Genomic DNA, 20055 nt, shown 5'->3' on the forward strand with positions numbered 1-20055 from the left:
CAAAGGGAACGAACGATGAAATATCAATCACAAAAGGTCGCCCTGGCGTATTTCGCCGTCGCCCTGGGTCTTTTTGCCATCCAGGTACTGGGCGGATTGCTGGCCGGCTGGGTCTATGTTCAGCCAAACTTTCTTTCGGAAGTCCTGCCCTTCAACATTATCAGGATGTTGCACACCAACAGCCTGATCGTGTGGCTGCTGCTCGGCTTCTTCGGAGCGGCCTATTTCCTCATTCCGGAAGAAACGGAGCGCGAACTTCATTCGCCCAGGCTCGCCTATCTTCAGCTTGCGATCCTGGTGATCGGCACGCTCGGCGCGGTCGTCACTTATGTCTTCAACCCGTTTGAAGGCAACTTTCTGCTTGGCAAGGAAGGGCGTGAGTTCATCGAACAGCCCAAGTGGGTCAAGGTAGGCATAGTCGTTGCCGCGCTGATGTTCCTCTACAACGTCACCATGACGGTGCTGAAGGGCAAGAAAACCGCGATCACCAACATCCTGCTTCTGGGCCTGTGGGGCCTCGCCCTGCTGTTCCTGTTCAGTTTCTACAATCCGAGCAACCTGGCTCTGGACAAACAATACTGGTGGTACATCGTCCACCTTTGGGTTGAAGGTGTCTGGGAACTGATCATGGCATCCATCCTGGCCTACCTGATGCTGAAATTGACAGGCGTCGACAGGGAAGTTGTCGAAAAGTGGCTCTATGTCATCGTCGCCGCGGCCCTGTTCTCCGGTATCCTGGGAACCGGCCACCACTACTACTGGATCGGAACACCCGGCTACTGGCAGTGGATAGGCTCGATCTTCTCGTCGCTGGAAGTCATTCCGTTTTTCGCAATGATGGCCTTTGCCTTTGTCATGGTCTGGAAGGGCCGGCGGGATCACCCCAACAAGGCGGCACTGCTGTGGTCGCTCGGTTGCGCGACGCTCGCGTTCTTTGGTGCCGGCGTCTGGGGCTTCCTGCACACGTTGCACGGTGTCAATTACTATACACACGGCACACAGATCACCGCGGCTCACGGCCACCTGGCCTTCTTCGGCGCCTATGTCTCGCTGAACCTGGCGATCATCACCTATGCCATGCCTATCCTGCGGGGCCGAGATCCCTATAACCAGGTGCTCAACATGGCATCCTTCTGGCTGATGGCGGGCGGCATGACCTTCATGACCTTCGTGCTGACATTTGCCGGAACCATCCAGACCCACCTGCAAAGGGTCAACGGTGATTACTTCATGGACGTCCAGGACCAGATCGCCCTGTTCTACTGGATGCGCTTCGGCGCTGGGGCGGTCTTCGTGATCGGTGCACTGTTGTTCATCTATGCGATCGCCGTGCCCAAACACGAAGTCATCGAACCCGGCGAAGCCGACCACGTTCCTGCGGAGTAAGACCATGGAAGGTTCTGTATCCTTGGCAAAAGGGGCGGCCGACGCCCCTTTCTACCTCCCTCAGGGAGACGAATGCTCGGTATTCGAAGCTGCTTATGAAAATGGCCTGCCGGTTCTGCTCAAGGGACCGACGGGTTGCGGCAAGACCCGGTTCGTCGCTCACATGGCTGAAAAACTTGGGCGCAAGCTCTACACCGTTGCCTGTCACGACGACTTGTCTGCGGCGGATCTGATCGGCCGTTACCTTCTCAAGGGCGGTGAAACGGTTTGGGTTGACGGACCACTCACAAGAGCGGTTCGGGAAGGCGCAATCTGCTATCTCGATGAAGTGGTCGAAGCGCGAAAGGACGTCACCGTCGTGCTGCACCCTCTGACGGATGACCGCAGGACGCTTCCGATCGACCGGACCAGTGAAGAACTGGCCGCGGCACCCGGTTTCATGCTGGTTGCCTCTTACAACCCCGGGTATCAGAACATCCTGAAGACGTTGAAACCGTCCACGCGGCAGCGCTTCATTTCACTCGAATTCAAATTCCCGCCGGTTGATCTTGAAGTAGAGGTCGTGGCTGAAGAAAGCGGACTGGACCGGGATCGGGTCACCGCGCTGGTCCGCCTTGCCGGAAAATTGCGGGCGCTCAAGGGCCAGGACCTGGAAGAGGGGGTTTCGACCCGCCTCGTTGTTTACGCCGCAACCCTGGTCGCACAGGGCATGCCGGTGGATCGGGCCATACTGGCCGCGATGATCGAACCGCTGACCGACGATGAAGACGTGAAACGCGGGCTCCTAGATCTTGTCACGGCCGTGTTTGGGTGAGGCCAGACCGATGGGCAAGATCGACTTCGAGCCATGGGAACCCGAAGAAACGGTCGGGAAACTGTGGCACGCATTTGCAAGCCGCCTCGATGCACCTGAGGTGCATCATGGAGCCGCGGTCGGCCTCTCCGAGGTCGGCGGGCGGCTTGCTGTGCTTTTTCGGGGACTGGGCGGAAGCCACAGTGTGGACGTTCGCCCGGTCTCCGAAGAAGTCTCGCGCCACCGGCTGGGATTCCTGAGGCGCCTCGGCACGGAAGCAGAAAGCGTTCCCCAGGCGAGCTTTGACGGAGAGACCCTCCGATTGCCGGAAAAGCTAGCCGTTTTCCCGTTCAGGGAAGCAAATGCCGCGCTTTATGTCTGGCTGACTGCCATGGCTGCGCACGCGCCTGAACATCTTGTGGAGGACGATCTCCTGCGCACCGATTTGCGTGCGTTGCAACTCATCGAAAAGACGGTTCACGATACGCTGTCGGCGGCACCCGGGCTGCGTGCTCTTTATGGAGAACTCGGTCACGGCGCACTCGCGCAACGGAATGCCGCCTCCCTGCCGGCCATTGAAGCGACAGTGGAAACACTCGTGCGCCACTTGCTTGGCGATCCGGCCGAACTCCCGCCGGACGCGGAAGCAATGAAGGCAGCTCTTCAAGAGGATGATCTGACGGGATTTACCGCGCCTCGAGGATATCACCCCTTCCGGCCCGTACCGGTTTGGCCGCGCCTGCGTGATGTCGTCTTTTCAACCGGAGATGCGGTCGAAAACCGCGACACGGAAGGAACGCCGGAACAGGCGACCGGCAAGACCATCCGCGCCAGACGTCGCAAATCCGAACAGGCGGAACGAAAAGACAGCCTGATCCTTCACAAGTTCGAAGCGATCCTGAGCTGGACCGAATTCCTGAATCTCAATCGCCGCGTCGATGACGACGACAACGACAATGCGAGGAAGGCTGCCGAAGATCAGGAAGAAATCGGCCTTGGGCAGATCTCAAAAGCACCCGCGACGCGTCTGAAACTGCATCTGGATCTTGCGCCGGAAGACGTTGATCGGGAAAGGCTGTCCGGTCGTGTCCTGTATCCGGAATGGGACACACGCACCGGAAAGTATCTGTCCGACCACGTTTGCGTGCTCACCAGCGTCGCGGATGCTGATCCGGAACAGGATATTGCTGCCAGGGACCCCAGGGCCGCGCGGCGTATCCGGTCTGTCAAACGCCAATTCGAGGCGCTCAGGCCCGGCAGGGTCACGACGCGTGGCCATCTGGAAGGCGATGGCCTCGACATGGATGCCGCTGTCAGATCACAGGTTGAGCGGATTGCCTCCGGCGTTGGCAATGACCGGATCTGGCTGCAGACCCGGCCAGAAGCAAGGGACCTTGCAGTCTCCATCCTGCTCGATGTTTCAAGGTCGACCGAAAGTGCCGTATCTGGTCGCGCGGTGATTGAAATCGAACGCGAAGCCCTCACTGCGCTTGCCTGGGGACTCAATGCCTGCGGCGACGATTTTGCGATATCCGCCTTCTCGTCGTTGAAACGTCACCGCGTCTACCTGCAAAATTGCAAGCGTTTCGACGAACCCATGTCCCGGACCGTCGAACACCGGATCAGCGGTTTGAAGCCGGGATTCTACACAAGGCTCGGAGCTGCCATGCGCCATGCCTCCCGGGAACTGGAAAAACAGTCCCGAAAGCGAAAACTGCTTCTTGTGATCACCGACGGAAAGCCCAACGATCTCGATCATTATGAAGGCCGTCACGGTATCGAGGATACGCGAATGGCCGTCAGGGAAGCCCGAAGGGCAGGGCAGGCCGTGTTCGGTGTTACCATCGACAAGTCGGCTAAATCATGGTTTCCGCGCTTGTTTGGCCAGGGTGGCTTCGCGCTGATCCCGCATCCCGACAAGCTGACCCAGGCGTTGCCGCAGATCTACCGCCAGCTCGTCGGTGGGTGAGCAGATGAGGGCCGGGGAAACGAATAATTCCGGAGTGCTCGATGAACTGCCCGGGGACCTGATGATGTGGGTCCTGATTGTAAGCGAGCTTCTGGTCTTCGGGGCAGGGCTTGCTGCATTTCTGGGTGTCAGGGTCGTGGATCCGGATGGGTTTGCCGCCGCACGGAACTATCTTCATCCGGCCCTTGCCGGCTTAAACACGATTGTCCTGATCACAAGCGGTTATTTCGCCGCCCGCGCGCTCGATCTCAGCAAAGGTCAAAGGCAATCCAGCGTTCGCTGGAACCTGTTGTGGGCAGGATTGCTTGGCGCAGTCTTCCTGGCGATCAAGATCTATGAATATGCCGACGTCGCTGGGCAGGGCATTTCAACGGAGACACATCCGTTCTTCACGTTCTACTACCTTCTGACAGGGTTTCATGCCCTGCACGTGTTGGCGGGTATGGTGATTTTGGCTTTGGTGTCCTGGAAAAGGACGTCCCGCAATGTCGAAGTCGGCACCGCTTTCTGGCATATGGTGGATCTTGTCTGGGTGTTGCTGTTTCCGGTGATCTATCTGCTGGCATGAGAGAAAAATGACATTCGACACAATAACCCGTGCCTGGTTCGGTCTGCTCTTTCTCAGCGCCGCATCCGTCCTGATCGCCGCCGGATTCACCGAAACACTTGGTGCTGGCGCGACTGGCGGATTGGTGCTGGTTTTTGCATGGATGAAGGCGCGCGTGATCCTGTCCCGCTACCTCGGGCTCTGGCAGGCACCGGTCTGGTTATCGGGTTTCAACTGGGCGCTCGGGCTGTTTTGCCTGTTGTTGCTCGGATTGTTTCTGATCCCCGAAGTCAGTCCCTGAAGGCCGCGGCGAGCGGTTCCGGGAGATCGAATTCCTTCAGAACACGGATCCTGGCGTCACTTGACATTTTCCGAGCCGTTTTCTGAACGATCCCGAGCACTTTTTCCTCGGTGTGCTTGGCGGCAAATGGCGCGAAATACCATTTGAGGAACACGAAGCAGATCACGTTTTCCAGCGTTTGGACATCGTCGTGGCGCTTGATGCCTTCCTTCCGCAACATGCGCTGCGCAGCGTCGATATCCTCCTTTCCGTACCCGGCGTCCGTCATGATTGCGCCAACTCTTTCCGCATGGCGTTTGGCAAGAGCGCCGCGCCATGCATGGTAGCCGGCCTTGCCTTCCGGATACGAAGCTCTGGGCAGGGTCCACCGTTCGATATGCTGGCCGCGTGCTGCGATCCGGAGCGTATCCGGTGCGCCGGGATAAAGCCGTCCCAGCTCCGAACTCATCCGCTGTCCGTAGAGCAGGGCGGCAGGTTGACCCTCTTCCTGACCTGGGTCGGCAGCGTTGGCTTCGTCTATGGTTCTCAGTGCTTTTTCTAGGTCTGTCATTGCGCCTTGTGCCAGGCTTCGACCGGGTCGGTTTCGGAGAAGTCGCGAAGCCGCTCGATGTCTTCTATGGCTGCATTGTTCCGGTTGATATGAACGCCGACAGTCTTCAGTTTCGCGAAAGAGCGTGACAGGCTCTCCGGCTTCATGCCGAGACGGCCGGCAATCAGAAACTTGTCATAGGGCAGGGTAACAACGCAACTGCCCTCCTCCTGTTCGCAAAGGCCGAGCAGGAATTCCGCAACCCTTTGAGGACCCGTATGCGCCTTGAGTTGTTCAAGTTGCGAGACAAGTGAGTGCAGGTGAGTGAATGTCGAGGCAAGCACGGAAACCGCGATCTCGGGATCTTTCCTCATCGCCTCGACCAGCGCAACGCTCGGAATGCGCATGACCTCGCAGGTTGTCACGGCCTCTGCGGAAACCGGATAGGCATGGCCACGGAACGCGACGGCCTCGCCGAAACTTTCGCCCTTGGCAAAAACATTCACCACCGCTTCGCCGCCATTCGGCGCGATCCGGTAGAGTTTCACCCACCCTCCCGTCACGATGTGAATGGCGTGGGCCGTTTCACCCTGCAGGAACAGCGTCTCGCCGCGGTCGTATTCGCGCCAGCTCGACATGCTGAGGATCATGTCCTGAATGTCCTGTGAGAAGCTTTTCAACAGCAGAGAGTTCTGCGCAATTTTCCTGCGGCGTTCATTCGGCATTTTTCCAAGATCCCTTCCAGATTCACCTAGGTAAATCTGCCCCCCCTAGATCCGTCTGGTGCACGTTTGCCGGTTGCGGTCATGCACTTCGAAATGCGGATTTGGAGTGCTTTGCTGTTTCGAAGCGAAACGTGTTCCTTCGAAGTCTCCGGAAGTTTTCTAGCAGGAATTCGAATTGTTGGGTTTGACTCAAGTCATGTACGGAACAGTGTACAGCTTTCATTGCAGACAAAGCTTTGCTGCCTAAAGTCTACCGCGAACCAGAGAGAAGTCGGGATATGGATTTGATCTTGGATCGGCCACCGGTTGCTTTATTCCCAGACCTGATTTGGATCTGGCAGCGGAATGGCATCGAGCAGCGTCCTGGTATAGTCGGCCTGCGGGTTGGAAAAGAGATTTGCTGTCAGTGCGTTTTCGACAATCTCCCCCTGATGGAGAACGAGAATGCGACTGCACAGGCGCCGGATTACGGACAGGTCATGGCTGACAAAGGCGAGTGTCAATCCCAGATCCCGAACCAGCTGTTCCAGAAGATTCAGGACCTGGGCCTGGGAGGAGACATCGAGTCCGGAGACGATTTCGTCGGCCAGAATGAAATCTGGCCTGAGTGCAATGGCGCGGGCGATCCCCACCCTTTGTCTTTGGCCGCCTGAAAGCTCGTGCGGATAGCGGTTCGTGAAGGTTTTCGGCAGTCCGACCATCTCCAGCGCTTCGTTCACGCGCGCAGACAGGTTGTCGAACCCCTGCAGACGCATGGGCCCGGCAATAATACCGCCGACCTGTCGGCGCGGGTTGAGCGAGGACATCGGATCCTGAAAGATCATCTGGAACTTCTTGCGAAGGGGGCGCAGATCGTCTTCGTTCATATGCGCGATTTCACTGCCTTCGAACAGGATTGAGCCGGAATCCGGTTCCAGCAGACGGATCATGGTGCGTCCGAGGGTCGATTTGCCCGAGCCGGAACCGCCGACAATGCCGAGGACATCGCCCTTTGCGATATCGAATGTCAGGCCCTTGAGGACATGCGTTCGCGGGGCGGCGCCAAGAAGCGGCTTTTGCGACAGGTCCGGAAAGGAGACTTTCAAGTCCTTGAGTTGGTAGATCAGGTCACTCACGGCTTCTCATCACTCGTTCATTTGCGCATCGAAAGCGGCAACTTCGCGTTCCACCGCAGCGATGATGTTGTCCGGGACCGGCATCAGCGAGCCATCCGGATCGGTGTATTTGGGGGTCGCTGCCAGAAGCGCCTTCGAATAGGCGTGCTGCGGGGCATCGAAAAAGGTACGAACATCGGTGTCCTCGATAACCTTTCCCGCATAGAGAACAGAAAGAGACTGGCTGATTTTTGACACGACGCCGAGATCATGGGTCACGAACAGGAGCGCTGTCTGGTGCCGTTCCTGCATTTCGCGGATCAGTTTAAGGATCTGTTTTTGAACCGTTACATCGAGCGCAGTCGTCGGTTCATCCGCGATGATGAGTTTGGGCTCGGCGGCAAAGGCGGACGCAATCAGGATCCGTTGCCGCATGCCGCCGGACAGTTCGTGCGGATAGGACTTCATCACGCGCCCGGGCGACTGAATGTGGACCTCTTCCAGCAACTCAAGCGCGCGCGCTTCGGCCTCGGGACGCTTCCAGCCGAGAATGTCGACGAGGCGATCCGTAATCTGTGGTCCGATCCGTCGGGACGGATTCAGCGCAGTTAGCGGATCCTGCGGGATCAACGCGGCCTTTGCGCCGATCCTCTGACGTCTTGTCTTTGGCGGCAACGCCAGAAGATCTTCACCATCGAGGAGGATTTTCCCGCCGGTAAGGCGCGCTGCTCTCGGCAGAATACCCAGCACCGCTTTGCCGATCATGCTTTTGCCCGCGCCGCTTTCTCCGACCAGGGCGCGAACCTCCCCGGCCTTCACATCGAGCGAGACCTTGCGCAGCAGGGGGAGGCCGTTTCTCAGCCGGACCGACAGATCCTGAATGGACAGGTAGCTCATCGCAGCACCGGATCGAAGTATTCTTTGAGGCCTTCGCCAAGCTGCGAGAAACTGAGCACCGTCAGGAAGAGCGCAAAGAGGGGAAATACCAGCACCCACCAGGCCTGGTAGATTGATGTCCGGCCTTCCGCGATCATGCCGCCCCAGGTCGGTTCGTCGGTCGAAATGGACAGGTTGACGAAGCTCAGGATTGCTTCGACGATCACTGCAATCCCCATTTCGAGGGTCAGCAGCGCAACGATGGTCGGCAACACATTGGGCAGGATTTCCGCGAGCGCGATCCCGAGCCGGCTGCGCCCGGCCACTTGTGCAGAGGCAACGTAGTCCATCGCGCCCTGGCTCATGGCCTCGGCGCGCACGACACGGGAAAACCGCGTCCAGTCGATTACCACAATAGCGATGATGATCGATGTCAGGCCGGTGCCAAGAACGGCAATCAGAAGGATGGCGAAGAGGACCGGAGGAAATGCCATCCAGATATCGACCAGGCGTGAGATCACCAGATCTGCCCAACCGCGATAATAGCCAGCGATCAGCCCGAGCGTCGCACCCACCAGGCAGGTGAGTGTGCCGGCGACAAGGGCAACGGTCAGCGCCAGTCTCGCGCCATAGAGCATCCGGCTCAGCAGGTCACGGCCGAGCGAGTCCGTCCCCAGGAGATAGGCAGGGTCGGCACCCTGCTCCCAGAAAGGGGGAAGCCGTGCCGCAAAGAGATCCTGCTCCAGCGGGTCATGCGGGCTGAGCATCGGCGCAAAGACGGCTGCCAGCACCAGGAGGAGCAGCCAGCCGCCGCTCAGCCAGAGCCGAAGACCGGGCAATTGGCGAATGTCTCCGCGGGCATCACGCATGGCGCAACCTCGGGTTCAATGCGGCGTAGGTCATGTCCACCAGAAGATTGACGAGAGTAAACAGCAGGGCGAACACCAGAACGATGCCCTGAATGAGCGGAAGATCGCGGTTGATGACGGCATCGATCGCCATGTTGCCGAGGCCTTCGTAGGAAAACAGCCTCTCGATGATCACCGTGCCGCCGATGAGAAAGGTGAACTGTACACCGATGAGAGTCAAAGTCGGCAGGATCGCATTCGGCAATGCATCGCGGGTGATGATCGACGTTTCGGAATAGCCCTTTGTGCGGGCGAGTGTGATGTAGTCGTCATGCATGCATTCCTTCAACGACTGCTTGAGCAATTGCAGGATGATGGCGGCGAGCGGGATTGCCAGGGCAAAAGCCGGCAGCAGCATGTGTCCGAGCAGATCGAAAACGACGTCGAAACGCAATCTGAGCAGGGCCTCGAGCAGAAAGAAATTGGATTGGAAGTCGAAGCCGAGTGACGGGGATACACGCCCGGAGATGTGAAACAGCGGCCAGAGGACGCCGAGAACCAGGATGAGCGCCAGTCCCCAAAGGAAATCAGGCAGCGACAGCGCGACGCCGCCCGCCACATCGATGCCGCCCTCGATCTTGGTATCCCGGTAAAGTGTCGCGGTCAGTGCTGCGGTTCCACCGATGAGAACCGCGATCAGAAGGGCCATCAGCGAAAGTTCCAGTGTCGCCGGCAAGCGGCCGATTACGAGATCGAAGACCGGTTGGCGCAAGGTGATCGAAGTTCCGAAATCGCCTTGAACGACATTGACGATCCAGATCCAGAATTGTTCCGGAATGCTCTTGTCCAGGCCGTAAAGCGTTTTCAGGCGCTCGATATCCGCTTCTGTCGCACCGGGCGGCAACATCATTGCAATCGGATTGCCTGGGACGACCCGGATCACGACAAAAACGATGATGGCTGCCCCCAACAGGGTTACCAGTGTTGTCGCTAGGCGCGTCAGCAGCGCACGCACGATCTGCATGTGAGGTTCAGGCCTGTCGTTCGGAAAAGAGAACCGCCGCGGGACCCGTTGAAAGGGTGGGTACAGGTCCAGCGGCGAAGACGGAGTTGATCTTTCCCGGACTTACGAACGGGTCATCAGATGCGGCAGCAAGGCACCGGAGGCATGCGGCGTAACCTTGACCTTGTCGCTGTGCAGGATCGGCTGCACATACTGGATCAGCGGCAGCACAAGTGCGTTTTCGGCAATGTGCTTGTCCACTTCCTTCCAGCCGTCGATGCGTTTCTGCTCGTCGGCTTCACCCCAGAGCGGAATGATCATCTGCATCAGGTCTTCCCCGTCCCAGACCGAATGTGGTGACGGGCCGAACATGGCAAACCCTGTCGACGTGGTCGGATCCCCGATCGCGTTGCCCCAGTTGTAGAACGCAGCCGGTGCGAGCGTGTCTGCCGCGCGCAGTTCGTAGTGCTTGGCGATCTCGTAGACCTCGATTTCGGCTTCGATACCTACCTTGCGCCACAGACCGACGATGACCTGAATGATCTCGTAGTCTTTGGGCTTGAAACCGCGTGTGGTCTGGATCTTGAACTTGACCGGATTGTCCGGACCATATCCGGATGCGGCAAGCAGTTCCTTTGCCTTTTCCGGGTCATAGGGAACCGTGACGGAAGGATCGTAGGCGGTGTAGTCAGGCGTTTGAAGCGTGTCGATAGCAACACCATAGCCGGACAGGAGCCGTTCGATGATGGTCTTCTTGTCGATCGCGTGTGCCATTGCCATGCGAACGTTCGGATCGTTCATCGGTTCGACATCATTGATGAATATCATGCCGATATCGGAGATTGGAGCCGCTGTTCCCTCGATGCCGTCCTGCTGTTTCAGGCGGTCGAATTCCTCGTAAGGCATTTCCAGGGTCACGTGAGAGTTGCCTGAGCTGACCTCGAAGGTACGGCTGGAAGCATCCGTGACAAATTTTATCGTAACCGTCTTGAATTCCGGCGCACCGCCCCAGTAGTTTTCGTTGGCTTTCAAGCGCACGAACGCGTTGCGCTCGAACTTGTCGACCATATAGGGACCGGTTCCGACCGGATTGGCTTCGAAGCCCTCCGCACCGACTTCTTCATAGTATTTTTTCGGAAGTACGTAGCCTGTCAGGAAGCTCATCCACTTGAAGATCGTGGGTTCGTATTCCTTCACATCCGCTGTAATCCGGTTGCCGTCGATCTGGAAATTGCCGATCTTGCCCCAGATGAACTGGATTGGATTGCCCGTTTCCGGGTTGCCGGCCCTTTCAAGCGACCAGACAACGTCTTCCGGTGTCAGCGGATCGCCATTGTGCCAGGTCACGCCTTCGCGCACATCCATCCAGATCTTGGACTTGTCGTCGTTCCAGCCCCACTCGGTCACGATGCCCGGTCCGAAACTCAGATCCGGGTTCTGATGAATGAACATGTCGAAAACGGACTGGTAGATACCCTGGATTGTCGGGTTCACCGCAGATGGGCCGACAGTCGGGTCCCAGCTCGGCAGATTGACGTTGTAGGCGATAACCAGTTCATCGATTTCGCTTGCAAATACGGGAGTTCCCACGGCTGTCAGCACTCCGCTGGCGGCCGCGCTTTTAAGAAGCGTGCGTCTTGAAACCTTCATTGTTATGTTCCCCATTTTTATCTGAACGCCGTGCGTGTTTTCGTTTTCGCTATCCGGCGAGCTTTCGAGCGAGAAGATATCCGGGCCCGGCTCCCGTGCCTGCTCCCGGCCAAACGGCAGCACCGGTATGGAACAGGTTCCCCACCGGCGTGCTTCCGTCGGCATGGCCGCGTACAGGTCTGAACATGAAGTGCTGGGTCAGGTGATGGCTTCCGCAAATCTGATCTCCTCCAACCAGATTTGGATTGTCCGCCTCCATCATGGCGGGTGTCACAATATGCGATTTCAGAATTTTCGAGCGTGTTCCCGGCGCATAGCGTTCAACGATATCAAGCGCCCGCTCCGCAAAAGGTTCGGCCGCCGTTTCCCAGTCTGTTGCCGTGATCTTGTTTGCGGCATCGCCCCTGATGTTCCCCGGCGCCATCCGGATCTGCAGCCACAATACGTGCTTTCCCTCAGGCGCACGGCTTGCATCGATCGCGGTTGGCTGACCGCAGACGATGATCGGCTCGTCGGGCAGCAGTCCTGCCTGTGCCTGGGCATAGGTGCGGGCCATCTGGTCGATTTCGGGCGCTAGATGAACGTAAGCGAACTTCTTGAGTTCGTCGCCGGCTCGCCAGTCGGGAAGAGCGTCGACGGCAAGATGCATCATCATCGTTCCCGGAGCATGGGAAAATTTCCTCAGCCCGTCGTCGTAGTGTGTGTTGCCGGTCTCTCCGGCGAGCTTCAGAAGGGCCTTGGGGGCAACATTCGCGATTACCGCCTTGCTCGCCATGATCTTGCGTCCATCGGCAAGTTCGATGCCTTTCGCTGCGCCGTTTTCGAGGATGATGCGGGTAACCTCTGCATCGCAGGTTACCGTGCCGCCGCGTGCTTCGAGCGTCGACATCATGGCGGACGTCGCGGTTCCGGCGCCACCTTTGCCCAGAACCATTCCGAATGCCTGGTTCGCCATGCCTTCCAGATAGGGAAACAGCGCGCCGCCGGAGATGTCGGGGGCGAAGTCCAGATGCATTCCCCAGGCGCCGAGCAGCGCGCGTACTTTCGGGGATTCGAAGGTCTCGTTCAGCCAGTCGCGGGGTGACGACAGCAGGAAGCGGCCAAGGTCGAGGACGCCAGCCGTTCCGGACTGTCGCCACTTTTTATATAATATATATGCAAATGCACGTTTTTTTGCCGGGCTGCTCAGAAGACCGACCAGCGCTTCTGCAGTGGCGGGAAACTCTCTGGTCAATTCTCGCCAGACCTTCCCGTCTTCCGGGCTGATCGCCTCAATCCTGCCAGCGGTCGTTTCGAGGTCATTGCTGACGCCCAACCAGGAGTCGTCGGGAAAAACGGAAGAGAAACAATCAGATGCCGGAGCAAATTCCAGCCCATTGCTTCGCAGCTCGTCGCCATGTTCCTTGCAAAATCCGGATCCGGCGAAAAGGGAGAGGTTCATTGCCGCCCAGTCGTGACGATACCCGGGAAGAGTATACTCTCCCGTTTTTACAGCCCCGCCAGGCGTTGCAGCGCGTTCAAAGACGCCGACCTTCCAGCCATTCGCAGCAAGATGGACTGCGCAGGCCAGGCTGTTGTGTCCGCTGCCGATGATCACGCCGTCCAGAGTCTCATCCATCGCGCAAATCCTTGTCCCCCTCGAAATAGATAATTGCAAATACAACTAAATCTGTCTAGCATTGAATTGCTAAAACGAGCCGACAGGCCAAGTGGTACAGAGGGAGCAAGAGATGTCAGCAGAGAGCGCACTCAGCGGACTGGGGTCGAAAATTCTGTCCGGCGAAGTTGAAGTGGTGGACTGCACGGGCGTTTTGGGGCCGGGCACGCCGATCATTCAGCTGCCGCCGGATTTCGCCAAGAACACGCCCAAGGTCGAAATCCACAAGATCAGCGAATATGATTCAGACGGACCCTTTTTCGCGTGGAACTGGATGGTTCTGGGCGAGCATTCCGGCACGCATTTCGATGCGCCGCACCACTGGATCACGGGTAAGGACTACGAAGACGGCTTTACCGACACGCTCAGTGTGCAGCGCCTCGTCGCCCCGGTAAACGTGATTGATTGCTCGAAGGAAAGCGCGGAAAACGCCGATTTCCTTCTGACCGCTGACCTCATCAAGGCGTGGGAAGCGGAGCATGGTGCGATCGGTGCCGGCGAATGGGTCGTCATGCGCACCGACTGGGACAACCGGGCGCATGACGAGAACCTGTTCCTGAATACCGACGAGACCGGTCCGCACAGCCCCGGCCCGACCCCGGATGCAATCGAATATCTGCTGTCGAAGAAGATTGTCGGTTGGGGGACCCAGTGTATCGGTACGGATGCCGGCCAGGCCGGTGGCATGGAGCCACCCTACCCGGCTCACAATCTTCTTCACAGGGACAATTGTTTCGGTCTGGCGTCGCTGACCAATCTGAGCAAGCTCCCGGCAAAGGGCGCGATCCTCATTGCAGCGCCATTGAAGATCGAACGCGGCACGGGCAGCCCGATCCGCGCTTTGGCCCTGGTTCCTCGCAACTGAGGCCGGTTTCGTGTCCGCACCGCATGTGATTATCGGTTCCGGGATCAACGCACTCGTCGCGGCAGCATTGCTGTCGCGCAAGGGCGAACCTGTTCTGGTGCTCGAGCGATCGGATCGCATTGGCGGATGCATGCGGACCGAAGAGATCACGCTGCCCGGTTTTCATCATGATGTGATGGCGGCCACCTTCGTTCTGTTTCTGACGTCTCCGGCTTATGGTGAGATCGCCGCGGACCTCGGTCGCCACGGCCTTGAGTTCTGTCACGCTGCCAATCCCACCGCCGTACTGCGCCCAGGCGGCCAGACGGCCGTCCTCACGATGGACCGTGCAGCCAATGTCGCCGCATTTGATGCCCTTGGGCCGGGAGACGGCAGTCAGCATGCAGCAGATGTCGGAGGCATTGAGGCGGATGCGGATTTTCTGTTTGCCCTGCTGGGCAGCCCGCTCTGGTCAGGCAAGATGGCGCGGCTCATGGCCAGACAGGCCTGGAAACTCGGATTGAACGGGTTGAAAACCTGGTTCGGTGATGCCCTTCAGCCTGCACGAGCCTGGCTGGAACACGGTTACGACAGTGAAACAGTGCAGGCACTCTGGGCGCCGTGGGTATTGCACACCGGTTTGACTCCGGAAAGCACCTATTCCGGCCAGATGGGCCGGGTCATCGCGTTTGCGCTGGAAGCCGCCGGGGCTCCCGTTGCCAAGGGGGGCGCGGGAAAGGTACCGGAGGTGTTTCGAGGCCTGATCGAGGAAAATGGGGGCGAGATCCGCACCGGTGTCGATGTCGAGCGTATCATCGTCACGAACGGCAAGGCAGTTGGAGTCGAGACGGGCGGCGGTCAGAGTATCGAAGCGAAATCCGTCATTGCCTCGGTCACACCGACACAACTCCACCAACGGCTGCTCGAAGACGCGCCGCCGCCGGCACATGCGGAGCGTTACAGGTACGGGCGCGGAAATTTCCAGTTGCACTACGCGTTGAGCGGCGAGCCGGAATGGATTGCTGACGGACTTGAAGATGTTGCATTGATCCACCTGACAGACGGGATCGACAGTGTCTCGAAATCCTCAAACGAGGCCGAAAGAGGCCTGTTGCCGGTAACGCCGACAATCTGTGTCGGCCAGCCGCACAGGCTGGATCCGTCACGTGTGCCGGATGGGAAAGCAGTGTTGTGGCTCCAGATCCCCGATGCACCGCGCGTGATCAAGGGAGATGCCGCAGGCGAGATCGAGACGGGCCCGGAATGGACAGAGGCTGTGCGTGAAGCCTTCGCCGACAGGCTTGAGGAAATTTTGCGAAGGCACATCCGGAATTTTGACGGGATCAGGCTCGCACGCCGCGCTTATTCACCTGCCGACCTGAACGATCTCAACATGAACCTTGTGGGCGGCGATCCCTATGGCGGTGCCTGTAGCATTGACCAGTTTTTCGTCTGGCGCCCCTTCACCCAATCCGTTAACAGCGCCACCGCAATTGCAAACCTTCACATGATCGGTGCCTCGACGCATCCGGGTCCGGGGCTTGGCGGCGGGTCCGGCTACAACCTGGCAAAAAGGATGGGTGCATGAAAAAGGAAGACGGGCTGGAGCTGATGGAGCAGAATGCCCGCGTCCCGCGCCTGGGTGAGATCGGACTTGAGAATTTTCCGCCTTACCTGATGAACCGCATCATGGGGCGCTACAATGCCGCGCTGCGTGATGAAATGGCAAAACTCGGGCTCACGACGCCCAAGATGCGCGCGCTTGCGGTCCTTTCCGTGCTTGATGGATTGCTGATCCGGGATCTGTCGATTTACGCCGTGGTCGAAACATCGACGCTCAGTCGTGCCCTTGATGCGCTGGAGCGCGACGGCCTGGTGGAAAGGGTCACCGACAAGGACGACAGCAGGGCTGTTCGGATACACCTGACGACAGAGGGACGGCACACGCATGACATGCTCTGGCCGCATCTGGCAACGGCCCACCAGCAGATGTTTCGCGGGATCAGCGACGCTGATCAGCGAACCTTTGTTGCGACATTGCAGACCATTTTGAAAAACGTGCGCAAGCATCCGATTTAGATCCGCTTTCTTCGAAAGGGATCCAGAGACCGCTGAGGGAGGAGCCGATGGCCGAAAGGTCGTTCAAGGCTGAGGTAGAGCATCTTCGCAAAGGATCGGGAGACGTCTTCACAGGGGAGGGCATCCTTGCCATCACCAAGGCGCTTCTGGAAAACGGCGTTGGCTATGTTGGCGGCTACCAGGGCGCGCCCATATCGCATCTGATGGATGTCCTGGCTGACGCAGAAGATCTGATGAGCGAACTGGGCATTCGTTTTGAAGCCAACGCCTCCGAAGCCGCCGCAGCGGCCATGCTGGCAGCTTCGGTTCACTATCCCATTCGAGGTGCCGTGACCTTCAAGGGATCCGTCGGCGTGAATGTGGCGTCGGACGCGTTGGCGAACCTGTCTTCTTCCGGTGTCAATGGCGGCGCGCTTGTCATTGTCGGGGAAGATTACGGCGAAGGTTCCTCCATCATGCAGGAACGGTCATACGCCTTCGCCATGAAATCACAGTTCTGGCTGCTGGATCCGCGTCCGAACCTGCCGTCCATCGTCAAGGCGGTTGGTGACGGTTTCAACATGTCGGAAGCAAGCAATACTCCCGTCATGCTGATGGTACGGATCCGCTCATGTCACGTGACGGGCAGTTTCGACACCACGGACAATGTCCCGCCGCCATTGCCGGTCAAGACGGCGCTTGCCAATCCGCAGCGGGATTTCAAGCGCGTGGTTCTGCCGCCCATGTCCTATGCGCATGAGCATGACAAGATCGACAACCGTTGGCCCGCCGCGGAGAAATACATTCTTGAAAACGGGCTCAACGAGCGGTTCGGACCGGACGCGGGCAAGGTCGGTATCATGTGCCTTGGCGGCATGTACAACAGTGTCATCCGCGCTCTGCAACGGCTGGGCCTTGCCGATATTAGCGGCAACACTTCTGTCCCGCTCTACGTCTTGAACGTGACTTATCCGGTTGTCAAATCCGATGTTCTCGATTTCTGTCGGAACAAGGAAGCCGTGCTTCTGGTGGAGGAAGGTCAGCCGGAATTCATCGAACAGCAGATCGGCGCGATGCTCTACAAGGAAGGTGCGTCCACCAAGCTGGAAGGCAAGGGCATCTTCCCGAAGGCAGGCGAATATACCGGTCAGATCATGTTCGATGGACTTGAAGCCTTTGTCCGTCAATACGCGCCGGAATTGTTGCCGGCAAAGGTGCTGGCGCCGAATTCTCCCAAGCCGCAAATGCCCGATCTCAGCAAGACAGTGCCGATCCGCCCGCCCGGCTTTTGCACCGGTTGTCCGGAGCGACCGATTTTCGCCTCGCTGAAACTTGCCGAACAGGAACTCGGCGCACGCCAGATCACCGGAGATATCGGCTGTCATCTGTTCGCCTGCCTGCCGCCGTTCGAAATTGGAGGTTCGACGATGGGCTACGGCCTGGGACCTGCTTCGAATGCCGCCTTCGATGGCGGTGGCGAACGGCGGGCGATCTCGATCCTGGGCGATGGCGGTTTCTGGCACAATGGCCTCAGTTCGTCGATCGGCAACATGGTGTTCAACAAGTCGGACAGTGTCGCAATCATCGTCGACAACTACTATTCAGCGGCAACCGGCGGTCAGGATGTCCCGTCTAGCCGTGCCCTGAACAAGTCAAAGTCGACCAACAATCCGATCTCCAAGGCGCTGGCGGGTGCCGGGGTGGAGTGGATCCGGCAGATCGACAGAACCTATGATGTCACCAAGATGCGTGAAACCATTCGTGAGGCCCTGACGACGGACTACAAGGGACCGAAGGTGATTGTTGCGTCTTCGGAATGCATGCTCAACCGCCAGAGACGGGAAAAGCCACAGCGCAACAAGGCGATTGCAGACGGACGAAGGGTGGAGTTGCCGCGTTTCGGTGTCGATCAGGATGTCTGCACGGGAGATCACGCCTGTATCCGCCTGTCCGGGTGTCCCTCTCTGTCGCTCAAGAAACTGGACGATCCGCTCAGGGACGACCCCGTTGCCCACATCGACCAGTCCTGCGTCGGTTGTGGCAATTGCGGCGAAGTGGCAGATGCCGCGATCCTGTGCCCGTCCTTCTACGAGGCGAAAGTGGTCCATAACCCTGGAGGATTTGAAACCTGGCTCGCCGGGATCCGCAGGAAGGTGATCACCTGGCTGCAGGATCGGCGCACGAGCAAACGTCTAACATTTTCCCGGGAGGGCATCTGATGTCGCTGGTGTTGCCACTTGATGCGCAGCCCACCGATCCGGCGCTGGATGGCATCATTAAGCTTGCCGTCATGGCCGTCGGCGGCCAGGGCGGTGGTGTTCTGACAAACTGGATCGAGTCTCTGGCACGTGCCCAGGGCTATCATTGTCAGGCGACCAGTGTTGCCGGCGTTGCCCAGAGGACAGGTGCGACCATCTACTATATCGAGATGGCTCCCGGCGATGTAACAACCCCTGTCTTTTCGCTGGCGCCGTCTGCTGGTGACGTGGACATCACTATCGCCGCGGAAATGATGGAAGCGGGTCGTGCAATCATGCGCGGTTTTGTAACCCCTGACAGGACCACGCTGATCGCCTCGACCCACCGGATGCTGGCGGTCTCGGAGAAAACCGTGCCGGGAGACGGCATGGCCTCGTCCGAAGAAGTCAAAGCCGCGGCCGAAGTTGCATCGCAGAAACTGATACTCGCCGACATGGACACCGCAGCGGTCAAGGTCGGCTCGGTGATCTCGGCCTCGCTTTTTGGTGCCCTCGCAGGCTCCGGGGCGTTGCCATTCGAACGCGCCGCCTTCGAGGACGCAATCCGAGCGGGTGGCAAGGGAGTTGAAGCGAGCCTGCGCGCCTTTGCTGCGGGCTATGACCTGGCGGAAAACGGCGCAAGGGAACAATCGGCAGAACCGGTTGCTTCAAAACAGGAGCTCGTTGCTCCCAGAGGACCCGATGCCGGCCAGGCCGCGTGGGCAAGCCTTGAAGCCCGTATCGCGGCGTTTCCCGAACCAGTCCGTAAAATGGCAACCGCCGGATTGACCAAGGTCGTGGACTTTCAGGACTGCACCTATGGGGCCGAATATCTTGACCGCCTGTCGCCCCTGATCGAGGCCGATAGTGAAGACAATAAATTCGAATTGTCCAGCGAGGCGGCGAAATATATCGCCAACGCAATGGCTTATGACGATGTGATCCGCGTCGCCGACCTCAAGACACGCGCGCAGCGCATTGATAGGATCGAAGACGAGATGCGTCTTGGAGACGGCAATGTTCTGCAATTGACCGACTATCTTCATCCGCGCGCGGAAGAGATTGTCGGGCTGCTGCCGGAAAAGACGGGCCGGAAACTGGAGAACGATCCGGCCTGGATGAAAAGGATCGATCGCTGGTTCAATCGCGGGCGCCGCATCCGCACCGACAGCCTGCGCGGCTTCGCGATGCTGTATTTTCTCGGCGGGTTGCGAAAGTGGCGGCTGAAGACCCTGAGACATAAAATGGAACAGGATCACCTGAACGCATGGCTCCAGATGGTGTCGGGTTATCTGCCTGACCGGTACGGGATGGCTGTTGAGATCCTGCGCTGCCGGCGCCTGATCAAGGGATATTCCGATACCCATGCACGCGGCTTGTCGAAATTCGACAAGGTCCTGTCCGGTGCACGCATGGTTGAAAACCGGGACGACGGTCCGCAGTGGGTCGCGCGGCTGCGGGAAGCAGCACTCAAGGAGGAAAAGGGCGGTGAACTGGACGGTGCGCTTAAGACTGTCGAGAGTTTCGCAGCCTGAATT

Annotated in this window: 18 protein-coding genes; 10 read left to right on the forward strand and 8 right to left on the reverse strand. The window is 58.6% G+C overall.

Features of this window, described 5'->3' with window-relative positions:
• Positions 1–15 precede the first annotated feature (15 nt).
• Genes ACO6TI_RS06915 through ACO6TI_RS06935 form a run of 5 tightly spaced genes read left to right on the forward strand, consistent with a single transcriptional unit; the run spans position 16 to position 4996 of the window.
• Complete coding sequence (locus ACO6TI_RS06915; RefSeq protein WP_055391779.1) at positions 16–1386, forward strand: cbb3-type cytochrome c oxidase subunit I; 1371 nt, start codon at positions 16–18, stop codon at positions 1384–1386.
• Between the two features lie 4 nt (positions 1387–1390).
• On the forward strand, positions 1391–2200 hold the full coding sequence (locus tag ACO6TI_RS06920; protein WP_055391778.1) for a CbbQ/NirQ/NorQ/GpvN family protein: 810 nt from the start codon (positions 1391–1393) through the stop codon (positions 2198–2200).
• Between the two features lie 10 nt (positions 2201–2210).
• The gene (locus tag ACO6TI_RS06925) at positions 2211–4148 is read left to right on the forward strand and encodes a nitric oxide reductase activation protein NorD (RefSeq protein ID WP_055391777.1); all 1938 of its coding nucleotides are present in this window, start codon (positions 2211–2213) and stop codon (positions 4146–4148) included.
• 4 nt (positions 4149–4152) lie between these two features.
• The gene (locus ACO6TI_RS06930; protein WP_055391814.1) at positions 4153–4716 is read left to right on the forward strand and encodes a cytochrome c oxidase subunit 3; all 564 of its coding nucleotides are present in this window, start codon (positions 4153–4155) and stop codon (positions 4714–4716) included.
• A 7-nt stretch (positions 4717–4723) separates the two neighbouring features.
• Entirely contained in the window at positions 4724–4996 is a 273-nt protein-coding gene (locus ACO6TI_RS06935; RefSeq protein ID WP_055391776.1) for a hypothetical protein, read from the forward strand.
• On the opposite strand, the gene ACO6TI_RS06940 is transcribed toward ACO6TI_RS06935, so the two are convergent.
• The 8 genes from ACO6TI_RS06940 to ACO6TI_RS06975 all read right to left on the reverse strand — a co-directional run bounded on the left by ACO6TI_RS06940 (position 4986) and on the right by ACO6TI_RS06975 (position 13339).
• Complete coding sequence (locus ACO6TI_RS06940; protein ID WP_055391775.1) at positions 4986–5546, reverse strand: DUF4202 domain-containing protein; 561 nt, start codon at positions 5544–5546, stop codon at positions 4986–4988. The genes ACO6TI_RS06935 and ACO6TI_RS06940 overlap by 11 nt on opposite strands.
• A complete protein-coding gene (locus ACO6TI_RS06945) occupies positions 5543–6250 on the reverse strand; it encodes a Crp/Fnr family transcriptional regulator (protein ID WP_029066330.1) in 708 nt (235 codons plus the stop codon). Before ACO6TI_RS06945 ends, ACO6TI_RS06940 begins: the two co-directional genes overlap by 4 nt.
• A gap of 311 nt (positions 6251–6561) precedes the next feature.
• On the reverse strand, positions 6562–7365 hold the full coding sequence (locus ACO6TI_RS06950; RefSeq protein ID WP_422384617.1) for an ATP-binding cassette domain-containing protein: 804 nt from the start codon (positions 7363–7365) through the stop codon (positions 6562–6564).
• A 9-nt stretch (positions 7366–7374) separates the two neighbouring features.
• The gene (locus ACO6TI_RS06955; RefSeq protein WP_422384618.1) at positions 7375–8241 is read right to left on the reverse strand and encodes an ABC transporter ATP-binding protein; all 867 of its coding nucleotides are present in this window, start codon (positions 8239–8241) and stop codon (positions 7375–7377) included.
• Positions 8238–9089: an ABC transporter permease gene (locus tag ACO6TI_RS06960; protein ID WP_108875356.1), complete on the reverse strand. Its 852-nt coding sequence runs from the start codon at positions 9087–9089 to the stop codon at positions 8238–8240. Before ACO6TI_RS06960 ends, ACO6TI_RS06955 begins: the two co-directional genes overlap by 4 nt.
• Positions 9082–10092 carry an ABC transporter permease gene (locus ACO6TI_RS06965; RefSeq protein WP_104704333.1) on the reverse strand — a complete coding sequence of 337 codons (1011 nt, stop codon included), beginning with the start codon at positions 10090–10092 and terminating at the stop codon, positions 9082–9084. The genes ACO6TI_RS06960 and ACO6TI_RS06965 overlap by 8 nt, the downstream gene beginning before the upstream one ends.
• 102 nt (positions 10093–10194) lie before the next feature.
• Complete coding sequence (locus ACO6TI_RS06970; RefSeq protein WP_104704433.1) at positions 10195–11721, reverse strand: ABC transporter substrate-binding protein; 1527 nt, start codon at positions 11719–11721, stop codon at positions 10195–10197.
• Between the two features lie 49 nt (positions 11722–11770).
• Positions 11771–13339: a phytoene desaturase family protein gene (locus tag ACO6TI_RS06975; protein WP_422384619.1), complete on the reverse strand. Its 1569-nt coding sequence runs from the start codon at positions 13337–13339 to the stop codon at positions 11771–11773.
• Between the two features lie 112 nt (positions 13340–13451).
• Between ACO6TI_RS06975 and ACO6TI_RS06980 the strand changes: the two genes are divergently transcribed.
• From ACO6TI_RS06980 to ACO6TI_RS07000, 5 genes are read left to right on the forward strand one after another with little or no spacing between them, the layout of a single operon-like run.
• On the forward strand, positions 13452–14243 hold the full coding sequence (locus ACO6TI_RS06980) for a cyclase family protein (RefSeq protein WP_104704434.1): 792 nt from the start codon (positions 13452–13454) through the stop codon (positions 14241–14243).
• Positions 14244–14253: 10 nt separating this feature from the next.
• Positions 14254–15810 (forward strand): phytoene desaturase family protein, encoded by a 1557-nt coding sequence (locus ACO6TI_RS06985; protein ID WP_422384620.1) that lies wholly within the window; start codon positions 14254–14256, stop codon positions 15808–15810.
• Complete coding sequence (locus ACO6TI_RS06990) at positions 15807–16301, forward strand: MarR family winged helix-turn-helix transcriptional regulator (protein ID WP_196880085.1); 495 nt, start codon at positions 15807–15809, stop codon at positions 16299–16301. Before ACO6TI_RS06985 ends, ACO6TI_RS06990 begins: the two co-directional genes overlap by 4 nt.
• 47 nt (positions 16302–16348) lie before the next feature.
• Positions 16349–18499, forward strand: a complete 2151-nt coding sequence (locus ACO6TI_RS06995; protein WP_108875352.1) for a thiamine pyrophosphate-dependent enzyme — start codon at positions 16349–16351, stop codon at positions 18497–18499.
• Positions 18499–20052, forward strand: a complete 1554-nt coding sequence (locus ACO6TI_RS07000) for an indolepyruvate oxidoreductase subunit beta family protein (protein WP_422384621.1) — start codon at positions 18499–18501, stop codon at positions 20050–20052. The genes ACO6TI_RS06995 and ACO6TI_RS07000 overlap by 1 nt, the downstream gene beginning before the upstream one ends.
• Positions 20053–20055 lie beyond the last annotated feature (3 nt).

Origin of the sequence: Roseibium album, from assembly GCF_965233825.1 — a bacterium.
Classification (GTDB): Bacteria; Pseudomonadota; Alphaproteobacteria; order Rhizobiales; family Stappiaceae; genus Roseibium; species Roseibium album.

What these genes read in the sequence shown, in the direction of transcription:
- ACO6TI_RS06980 (WP_104704434.1), top strand. Translation starts at nt 13,452, where the DNA reads ATGTCAGCAGAGAGCGCACTCAGCGGACTGGGGTCGAAAATTCTGTCC.
- ACO6TI_RS06965 (WP_104704333.1), bottom strand. Translation starts at nt 10,092, where the DNA reads ATGCAGATCGTGCGTGCGCTGCTGACGCGCCTAGCGACAACACTGGTA.
- ACO6TI_RS06960 (WP_108875356.1), bottom strand. Translation starts at nt 9,089, where the DNA reads ATGCGTGATGCCCGCGGAGACATTCGCCAATTGCCCGGTCTTCGGCTC.
- ACO6TI_RS06995 (WP_108875352.1), top strand. Translation starts at nt 16,349, where the DNA reads ATGGCCGAAAGGTCGTTCAAGGCTGAGGTAGAGCATCTTCGCAAAGGA.
- ACO6TI_RS06935 (WP_055391776.1), top strand. Translation starts at nt 4,724, where the DNA reads ATGACATTCGACACAATAACCCGTGCCTGGTTCGGTCTGCTCTTTCTC.
- ACO6TI_RS06970 (WP_104704433.1), bottom strand. Translation starts at nt 11,721, where the DNA reads ATGAAGGTTTCAAGACGCACGCTTCTTAAAAGCGCGGCCGCCAGCGGA.
- ACO6TI_RS06940 (WP_055391775.1), bottom strand. Translation starts at nt 5,546, where the DNA reads ATGACAGACCTAGAAAAAGCACTGAGAACCATAGACGAAGCCAACGCT.
- ACO6TI_RS06955 (WP_422384618.1), bottom strand. Translation starts at nt 8,241, where the DNA reads ATGAGCTACCTGTCCATTCAGGATCTGTCGGTCCGGCTGAGAAACGGC.
- ACO6TI_RS06920 (WP_055391778.1), top strand. Translation starts at nt 1,391, where the DNA reads ATGGAAGGTTCTGTATCCTTGGCAAAAGGGGCGGCCGACGCCCCTTTC.
- ACO6TI_RS07000 (WP_422384621.1), top strand. Translation starts at nt 18,499, where the DNA reads ATGTCGCTGGTGTTGCCACTTGATGCGCAGCCCACCGATCCGGCGCTG.
- ACO6TI_RS06915 (WP_055391779.1), top strand. Translation starts at nt 16, where the DNA reads ATGAAATATCAATCACAAAAGGTCGCCCTGGCGTATTTCGCCGTCGCC.
- ACO6TI_RS06975 (WP_422384619.1), bottom strand. Translation starts at nt 13,339, where the DNA reads ATGGATGAGACTCTGGACGGCGTGATCATCGGCAGCGGACACAACAGC.
- ACO6TI_RS06990 (WP_196880085.1), top strand. Translation starts at nt 15,807, where the DNA reads ATGAAAAAGGAAGACGGGCTGGAGCTGATGGAGCAGAATGCCCGCGTC.
- ACO6TI_RS06925 (WP_055391777.1), top strand. Translation starts at nt 2,211, where the DNA reads ATGGGCAAGATCGACTTCGAGCCATGGGAACCCGAAGAAACGGTCGGG.
- ACO6TI_RS06930 (WP_055391814.1), top strand. Translation starts at nt 4,153, where the DNA reads ATGAGGGCCGGGGAAACGAATAATTCCGGAGTGCTCGATGAACTGCCC.
- ACO6TI_RS06945 (WP_029066330.1), bottom strand. Translation starts at nt 6,250, where the DNA reads ATGCCGAATGAACGCCGCAGGAAAATTGCGCAGAACTCTCTGCTGTTG.